The sequence below is a fragment of the Streptomyces sp. E11-3 genome (assembly GCF_046540415.1).
Classification (GTDB): domain Bacteria; phylum Actinomycetota; class Actinomycetes; order Streptomycetales; family Streptomycetaceae; genus Streptomyces.
In genome coordinates this window covers 2,922,939-2,930,828 of the sequence record NZ_JAZGRL010000001.1, presented here as the reverse complement: position 1 = coordinate 2,930,828, position 7,890 = coordinate 2,922,939, and the positions used below count along the sequence as shown (strand labels likewise).

The following is a 7,890-nucleotide window of genomic DNA, read 5'->3' as shown; positions in this document are numbered from 1 at the left end:
CGCGGGCCCCCCGCCGGACCTTTCGGCGGTGGTGTCCGACTGCCGTCCGGGTCGGCCTGGGCGGCGGTGGGGAGCCGGTCACCTGGGGAAGGACGCTAAGCCTGGGGGACGGGAGGGGGTGGGGAGTTGTGCGTAAGTGGTGTTATTGGGCCACTTAGCGACCGTATGTGACCGTGCGGGTCGTGGGTGTGGTGGGTGTTGGTGTGTCCCGGTGACCGATGAGGCTGATGTGGCCCACCTGGTGGGCGGCCGGTGGTAAGGCCCCGGCTAGGCTCCGCCGCATGGACGTACTGATCAATGTCTTCGTCGGCCTGCACATCATCGGTATCGCTTCGCTGCTCGGCGGCTTCCTGACGCAGATGAAGGCGATGGGCGAGGGCACGGCGCGGTTCACGCCCGCGATGCTGCACGGCGCGCTGACCATGCTGGTCACCGGGGTCGCGCTGGTCGGCCTCAACCAGGCCGACGACAACGCGGTCAACAACGTCAAGATCGCCGTCAAGATGGCGGTGCTGATCGTGATCCTGGCGCTCGTCTACGTGAAGCGGGACGAGGAGAGCATCGACAAGTCGATGTTCGGTGCGGTGGGCGCGCTGACCACGGCGAATATCTTTATCGCCGTCCTGTGGACCTGAGGGCTTGAGGCCCGGGGGCCGATGGCCTGAGGCCCGATGACCTGCGTGGGCAGCGCGCCCCGGGCGGTTATGCCACGCGTCGCACGCTGTGGATCGGCATGTAGTAGATCGACTCGGTCCTGACGTTCGTGCCCGGCTTCGGGGCGTGGATCATTTTGCCGTCGCCGATGTAGATGCCGACGTGGCTGATGTCGTCGTAGAAGAAGACCAGGTCACCGGGCTTGGCGTTGTCGACTGACACCTGAGTTCCGACCTTCACCTGGTCCCAGGTGGTACGCGGCAGCGAGACGCCGGCCGCCTTCCACGCGGACAGGGTCAGGCCCGAGCAGTCGTACGAGTCCGGGCCCTGCGCGCCCCAGACGTACGGCTTGCCGATCTGGGCCTCCGCGAAGGCGATCACCTTCGCGGCCTTGGCGGCGTACGAGTCGTCCGAGTCGTCCGGGGTCGAGGTGTCGGGAGAGGGGGAGGGGGCTGGAGTGGGCTCGGTGGAGCCGCCCGTCGAGCCCCCCGTCGACGTGTCGCCGCCCGAGTCGGCGTCTGAGCCGGTGCCGGAGTCCTGCTCCTGCCGCGCCTCCTCCTGCGCCTTCTCCTTCGCGGCCGCCTCCTCCGCCAGGCGCTTGCGCTCCGCCTCGGCCGCCGCCTTCTCGCGGGCCTGCGCCTCCGCCTTCTTGCGGGCCTCTTCCTCGCGCTTCTTCTCCAGCGCCGCCAGCCGCGCCTTCTCCTCGGCCGTCAGGGTGGACAGCAGCTCACGCGCCTCGGACAGCTTCCGCTGGACCTCCCGCTTGGTGGTCTTCAGCTCGCTCTGGGTCTCGGTGAGCGTCTTGAGGCTCTTCGTCGCCTCGCCGCGCTTCTTGGTGGTCGCGGCCTGGAGCTCCTGGTAGTCCGTGAGGGCCTTCTCCTGCTTGCCGCTCAACCGGCTCATCAGCTGACGCTGGTCGAAGTAGCTCTGCGGGTCGTCGGCGAGCATCAGCGTCGCCGCGTCGGAGACCCCGCCGTTGCGGTACTGGGCGGCCGCGATGGTGCCGAGTTCCTGCCGCGCGTCGTTCATCTTGTCGGTGCGCTTGGCGACCTGGTCGAGCAGCTTGTCGACCTGCTTGCGCTGCTTGTCGGTGCGCTCCTTGACCGCGTTGTACTTCTGGGTGGCGACACCCGCCTGCTGGTAGAGGTCGTCGACCTTCTTCTGCACCTCTTCGAGCGACGGTTCGGGAGCCGAAGGCGCCGAGGGAGGCGCGGCGTACGCGTTCTGCGACAGCAGAGCCACGGAGGTGAGGGCGGCCGTGGTGATGCCGACGGCCTGGGTTGTGGTCCGTATGCGGCCGGACCTGTTGCGCGGCTTGCGGTGCGACGCCAAGGGTGGCGCTCCTTCCATAGACCGCCTACCGGGTTAGCTGTCGGGTTCGGGCGGTGTGTCGGAAGGCTGCCCTACGGTCGCGGACGCGCCCGTACGTGGGTACGGGCTCGTACGTGGGACCGATTCACCCCAAAGGTCACGTGGGTCCCCGGCTCCGGCTGCCTGTGGGGGGCGCACCGGACTCGGCGGAGGCCGCCCGTTCCCGGCGTGGTTCGCCGGTGGGGATGCGGGCCGCCCGCCCAGCACGCTAGCCAACTGCCGAGGCGGCTGGGAAGGTTGGTGTTCGATATGCCCGATACTTTTCTGTGACTTTCGCGCTGTGTGAGTGCTTGTGCTCCCTTGGTGACCGGGGCGGGGTAGCGCGGAACGGGAACCCGGGGCGGGGTGTCAGTGCGGCCGCCTAGACTCGGTAGACGATGAGCAGCCTCTTTGACGACAGCTTCCTGGCGGACCTCAAGCCTTCGGGCGAGGAGCCTCCGCCGCCCCCCGAGGAGCACGCTCCGGAACCCGAAGAGGTTCCGGACGACCTCTTCGGAGGCCGGTTCGACGCGCCCGTGGACCGGGACGCGTTTTACCGCGACGGCGCCCCGCGCCCCGCGGTGGACCCGGCTGCCCTGCTGGACGGGCTGAACGACAACCAGCGCGCCGCCGTCGTGCACTCCGGCACCCCGCTGCTCATCGTCGCCGGAGCCGGGTCGGGCAAGACCCGGGTACTGACCCACCGCATCGCCTATCTGCTCGCCGAGCGCGGGGTGCACCCCGGTCAGGTCCTCGCGATCACCTTCACCAACAAGGCCGCGGGGGAGATGAAGGAGCGCGTCGCCGACCTGGTCGGGCCGCGTGCGGCCGCGATGTGGGTGATGACCTTCCACAGCGCCTGCGTCCGCATCCTGCGCCGCGAGTCCAAGCGGCTCGGCTTCACCTCCTCGTTCTCGATCTACGACGCCGCCGACTCCAAGCGGCTGATGGCGCTGGTCTGCCGGGACCTGGACCTCGACCCCAAGCGCTTCCCGCCCAAGTCCTTCAGCGCCAAGATCTCGAACCTGAAGAACGAGCTGATCGACGAGGAGACCTTCGCCGGGCAGGCCGCGGACGGGTTCGAGAAGACCCTCGCCCAGGCCTACGCGATGTACCAGTCGCGGCTGCGTGAGGCGAACGCCCTCGACTTCGACGACCTGATCATGACGACGGTGCATCTGCTGCAGGCGTTCCCGGACGTCGCCGAGCACTACCGCCGCCGCTTCCGCCACATCATGGTCGACGAGTACCAGGACACCAACCACGCCCAGTACGCCCTAGTGCGCGAGCTGGTCGGCCCGGTCGGCGGCGAGGGCGACCCGGAGCCGGGCGAGCTGTGCGTCGTGGGTGACGCGGACCAGTCGATCTACGCCTTCCGTGGCGCCACCATCCGCAACATCCTCCAGTTCGAGGAGGACTACCCGGACGCGACCACGATCCTCCTGGAGCAGAACTACCGCTCCACCCAGACGATCCTGACCGCGGCCAACGCCGTCATCGAGCGGAACGAAAGCCGCCGCCCGAAGAACCTGTGGACCAACGCCGGGGCCGGCGCGCAGATCACCGGCTATGTCGCCGACACCGAGCACGACGAGGCGCAGTTCGTCGCCGAGGAGATCGACCGGCTCACGGACGCGGGCGAGGCCAAGGCCGGTGACGTCGCGATCTTCTACCGGACGAACGCGCAGTCCCGTGTCTTCGAAGAGATCTTCATCCGCGTCGGGCTGCAGTACAAGGTCGTCGGCGGGGTGCGCTTCTACGAGCGCAAGGAGGTCCGGGACGTCCTGGCCTATCTGCGGGTGCTGTCCAACCCGGAGGACTCCGTACCGCTGCGCCGCATCCTCAACGTACCCAAGCGCGGCATCGGCGACCGCGCGGAGGCCATGATCGACGCGTTGGCGCAGCGCGAGAAGGTCAGCTTCTCGCAGGCGCTGCGGCGAGTCGACGAGGCGTACGGCATGGCGGCCCGCTCGGCGAACGCCGTCAAGCGGTTCAACACGCTGATGGAGGAACTCCGTACGATCGCCGAGTCCGGCGCGGGACCCGCCACGGTCCTGGAGGCCGTACTGGAGCGGACCGGCTATCTCGCCGAGTTGCAGTCCTCCACCGACCCGCAGGACGAGACCCGTATCGAGAACCTCCAGGAACTGGCCGCGGTGGCCCTGGAGTTCGAGCAGGAGACGACCACCGCCCAGGGTGAAGGGGAGGCCGCGGCTTCTTCGGGGACGCTGGCGGAGTTCCTGGAACGGGTCGCCCTGGTCGCCGACTCCGATCAGATCCCGGACGAGGAGGACGACGGCTCGGGTGTCATCACGCTGATGACGCTGCACACCGCCAAGGGCCTTGAGTTCCCTGTGGTGTTCCTGACCGGCATGGAGGACGGCGTCTTCCCGCATATGCGCGCACTGGGGCAGGTCAAGGAGCTGGAGGAGGAGCGGCGGCTGGCGTATGTGGGCATCACGCGGGCGCGCGAGCGGCTGTATCTGACGCGCTCGACGATGCGCAGCGCCTGGGGGCAGCCCTCGTACAACCCGCCGTCCCGTTTCCTGGAGGAGATCCCGGACCAGCATCTGCAGTGGAAGCGGACCGGGCCCTCGGTTCCGGCGCCGACGGCCAAGTCCGGCAGGGGTGGGTCGGGTGCGGTGTCGTCGCTGACGTCCTCGCTGTCCTCGTCGCGTGCGCGCGGCGGGCCTTCGGGGTTCGCGACGCGCCGGGCGGGGGACAAGCCGGTGGTGTCGCTGGCGGTCGGGGACCGGGTCACACACGACCAGTTCGGCCTGGGGACCGTGGTGGCGGTGGAAGGCGCGGGCGATCAGGCCCGGGCGAGCATCGACTTCGGCGATCCGAAGCCGAAGGTGCTGCTGCTGCGGTATGCGCCGGTGGAGAAGTTGTAGGGGGAGTGGCTGCTCGGCCCGGCCGGGGCCTTGGCTTCCGGTCGGGTTTCAGGGTGGGGGTGGTGCTGGGGCTCAGGCGGAGCTCAGGCCAGGGTGATGCTGTGGCTCAGGTGGGTCTCAGGCCGGGATGATTGCTGCCGGGGCTCAGGTGGGGTTGATGCCGTGGCTCATGAGCCACGCCAGCGGGTCGATCGCCGAGCCGCCGCCGGGGCGAACCTCGAAGTGCAGGTGCGGGCCGGTGGAGTTGCCCGAGTTACCGGCGTAGGCGATGACGTCCCCGGCCTTGACCGTGCCGCTGCGGATCTTCGTGCTGGAGAGGTGGCAGTACCAGGTCTCGGTGCCGTCCGGCGCGGTCACGATCGCCATGTTGCCGTAGGCGCTGTTCCACTGGGTGCGCACGGTGCCGTCGGTCGCGGCCATCACGGGAGTGCCGTATGAGACGGGGAAGTCGATGCCGCTGTGCACGGACATCCAGTTGATCCCGGCCTGGCCGTAGCGCGCGCTGAGCCCCTTGCGTGCCACGGGCGCGGCGAACTTGGGGCGCAGTCGCTCCTTGCGTTCCGCTTCCTCGATCTTGCGCTTCCGCTCGGCCTCTTGGCGTTCCTTGAGGTCGATACGTTCTTGGGTGCGGCTCGCCCGGCCGGCGAAGTCGTCGGCTTCGGCGGAGAGGTTGGCCAGCTGGGTGTCGAGCTGGCTGTTGACCTGTGCCGGTTCGACCGTGGGGGTGGCCGGATCGGGCGCGGCCTGGGTCTTGGTGTCGCCCTTGCTGTCGCCGAGGCCGGTGTTCACCGAGGCGGCGGCGATCCCCGCGACGCCGAGCGCGCAGACGGAGGGCACGGCCACGGTGAGCAGCGCGGAGCGCTTGGCGGGGGCGCGGCGGCGGGTGCGGTTGGCGCTGCGGGTGCGGGGGCGGGCGGCGGCCGGGGTATACGGCTCCGGGGTCGCGTCGGCGGCGTCGTGGTCGCCCTCGCCGTACGCGTCCTCGCCGTACGCGTCGTAACCGTCGTCGTGGTTCGTGTCGTCGTAGCCGCTGTCGCCGTGGTCGCTGTCGCCGTGGTCGGGCTCGGCGGTCCCGGCGAGTTCCGCCGCGCTGAACTCCGCTTCAGTGGACGGCTGCTCGTACGTCGGCTGCTCGTAGGGTGCCGCCTGCTCGAACGTCGACGTGGTGGCGGAGTCGTACCCCTCGTAGCTGCCATACGCCGAGGTGGTGGAGCCGTCGGAGTTCCAGGCGGTGGCGTCGTAGGCACCGGAGTCGTATGTCTGCGGGTGCTGCCCGTACACCTGCGTCGACTGCTGCCACTGGCCGGTGGCGTCCCACTGCTCGGTGGACTGCGGTCCCGGCTGGGTCGGGATGTCGGCTAGCTGCTGGTAGCCGGCGGTGGCCCAGATGGCCGTCGTGTCGTAACTGCCGGTCTCGTGTGGGGTGGTGGCCTGTGCGGCGTACGGGTCGTAGCTGACCGTGGTGTGCGCGCCGGTGCCCAGCGTGTCATGCGCGCCGGTCGTCCACGCGGTGCTGTCCCACTGGCCACTCTGCCCGGAGTCGTACGCGCCGGACGCGTACGCGCTGGGGTCGTACGTGTTGGGGTCGTACGTGGTGGTGGCGTATGCGCCGGAAGCGTCCCCGCCCGCGCCGGGCATGGCGCCGAACAGGGGATCGGTGGCGAAGCTGGTGGCGTCGAAGGCACCGGTTGCGTTGCCACCGTATCCGGCGGCATAGCCGTGCTGATCGTTCACCAACTTCTCTTTCGCCTCGACAGCGGGGGGCAGAGCAGTGCGGTGACTGTACCCGGCGGTACGCGACAGCGACAATCTTCGGCAGGTTTCGCGATTTCAGGAATCGGGCAATCGGCCGCCTTTCGGCGGTTCATAGGGACAGCCTTGGCTTTCTGTTCGACTGTCGTTCGACTTTCAAGGGGTTGTCGAGGGGGCGGATCAGGCTACGGAAGCCGAGCCGGAGGCGTGGGACGCCAGCTCGTCGGAGTCGATCGCCTGTCGGATACCTGCCGCGACCGCGGGGTGGACCGGCAGGGCCAGGTGTCCGATGCCGGTCACGGGCACGTTGTGGGCGAGCAAATCCGGGTGGTCGACGCGCGCCGTCTCCAGCGGGGCCATCACCTGGTCGAGGTCGCTCCAGAAGCTGACGAACCTGGTGCGGCAGTCGGGGGCGGGCTTCCTGAGCTCGGCGATCACGTCGGAGTCGGGGCGCATCTGGCGGACGATCGGGTGCGCGCTCATCAGGGGGGCCACGATGGTGCCGCCGTGCGGGGTACCGAGGGTGACCAGGGTGCGGACGCGGCGGTCGCCGCCGCGGCGCTGTACGTAGTAGCGGGCGATCAGGCCGCCCAGGCTGTGCCCGACGACGTCCACCTCGCGGTGGCCGGTGCGCTCGCAGATCTCTTCTATATGGCGGGCGAGCAGCTCGGCCGCGGTACGGATGTCGCAGGTGAGCACCGAGTAGTTGAGTGACTCGACGTGGTGCCTGCCGTGCTGGGCCAGGGAGCGGCGCAGCAGGACGAAGACCGAGCGGTTGTCGATGAAGCCGTGCAGCAGGACCACCGGCCTGGCGTTGTCGGCGGTCGGGAGCTGCGGTGTCCCTGGTGGCCTGGGGTCGGGGCGGCGTTCCTGGGTGATGCCCGAGGGGTAGAGGAGCAGGTGCCCGGCGAGGATGGCCAGCTCCAGCGCGGTCGCCTTGAACAGCGCGGCGGAGATTCTCAGGCGCTGGGTGGGATGTACCTGGCCGGCGTGGCGGAGCCAGGGTGGAAGCAGAAAGGGCAGGGCCCTCATGGCCGACCTCCCGAATGGCACGCGAAGGACGGCTCTGTCCCCCGTGTGCCCTCACGGGGTGCCGCACCGCCACCTCCGTGCCGTGCGGCTGACGGCACGGAGGCGGAGGCGATCTCGTCGCGGCTCCCCTTGGCGCGTGCTTCCGGCTGTGGCCGTGGGCCGGGTGGTGCGGTAGCAGCGCTTAGCGAACGTGTCCCTTCGTGTGATT

General features: G+C 69.4%; 5 protein-coding genes and 1 riboswitch. Of the genes, 2 read left to right on the top strand and 3 right to left on the bottom strand.

Translation table 11 applies throughout. The features are described from left to right. Window positions 1-281: 281 nt before the first annotated feature. Window positions 282-635, top strand: coding sequence for a hypothetical protein (locus U9R90_RS13185; RefSeq protein ID WP_411056634.1), 354 nt, complete (start codon window positions 282-284; stop codon window positions 633-635). A gap of 67 nt (window positions 636-702) precedes the next feature. Here the strand turns inward: U9R90_RS13185 and U9R90_RS13180 are convergent, their stop codons facing one another. Beyond that, the gene (locus U9R90_RS13180) at window positions 703-1,986 is read right to left on the bottom strand and encodes an NlpC/P60 family protein (protein WP_411056633.1); all 1,284 of its coding nucleotides are present in this window, start codon (window positions 1,984-1,986) and stop codon (window positions 703-705) included. Window positions 1,987-1,992: 6 nt separating this feature from the next. After that, window positions 1,993-2,184: riboswitch (cyclic di-AMP (ydaO/yuaA leader) on the bottom strand. 218 nt (window positions 2,185-2,402) lie between these two features. Here U9R90_RS13180 and pcrA point away from each other — a divergent pair. Further along, a complete protein-coding gene (gene pcrA, locus U9R90_RS13175; RefSeq protein ID WP_411056632.1) occupies window positions 2,403-4,898 on the top strand; it encodes a DNA helicase PcrA in 2,496 nt (831 codons plus the stop codon). 144 nt (window positions 4,899-5,042) lie between these two features. On the opposite strand, the gene U9R90_RS13170 is transcribed toward pcrA, so the two are convergent. Together U9R90_RS13170 and U9R90_RS13165 are read right to left on the bottom strand one after the other, a co-directional pair. Further along, window positions 5,043-6,632, bottom strand: coding sequence for a peptidoglycan DD-metalloendopeptidase family protein (locus tag U9R90_RS13170; RefSeq protein ID WP_411056631.1), 1,590 nt, complete (start codon window positions 6,630-6,632; stop codon window positions 5,043-5,045). A gap of 198 nt (window positions 6,633-6,830) precedes the next feature. Next, entirely contained in the window at window positions 6,831-7,682 is an 852-nt protein-coding gene (locus U9R90_RS13165; RefSeq protein ID WP_411056630.1) for an esterase/lipase family protein, read from the bottom strand. Window positions 7,683-7,890 lie beyond the last annotated feature (208 nt).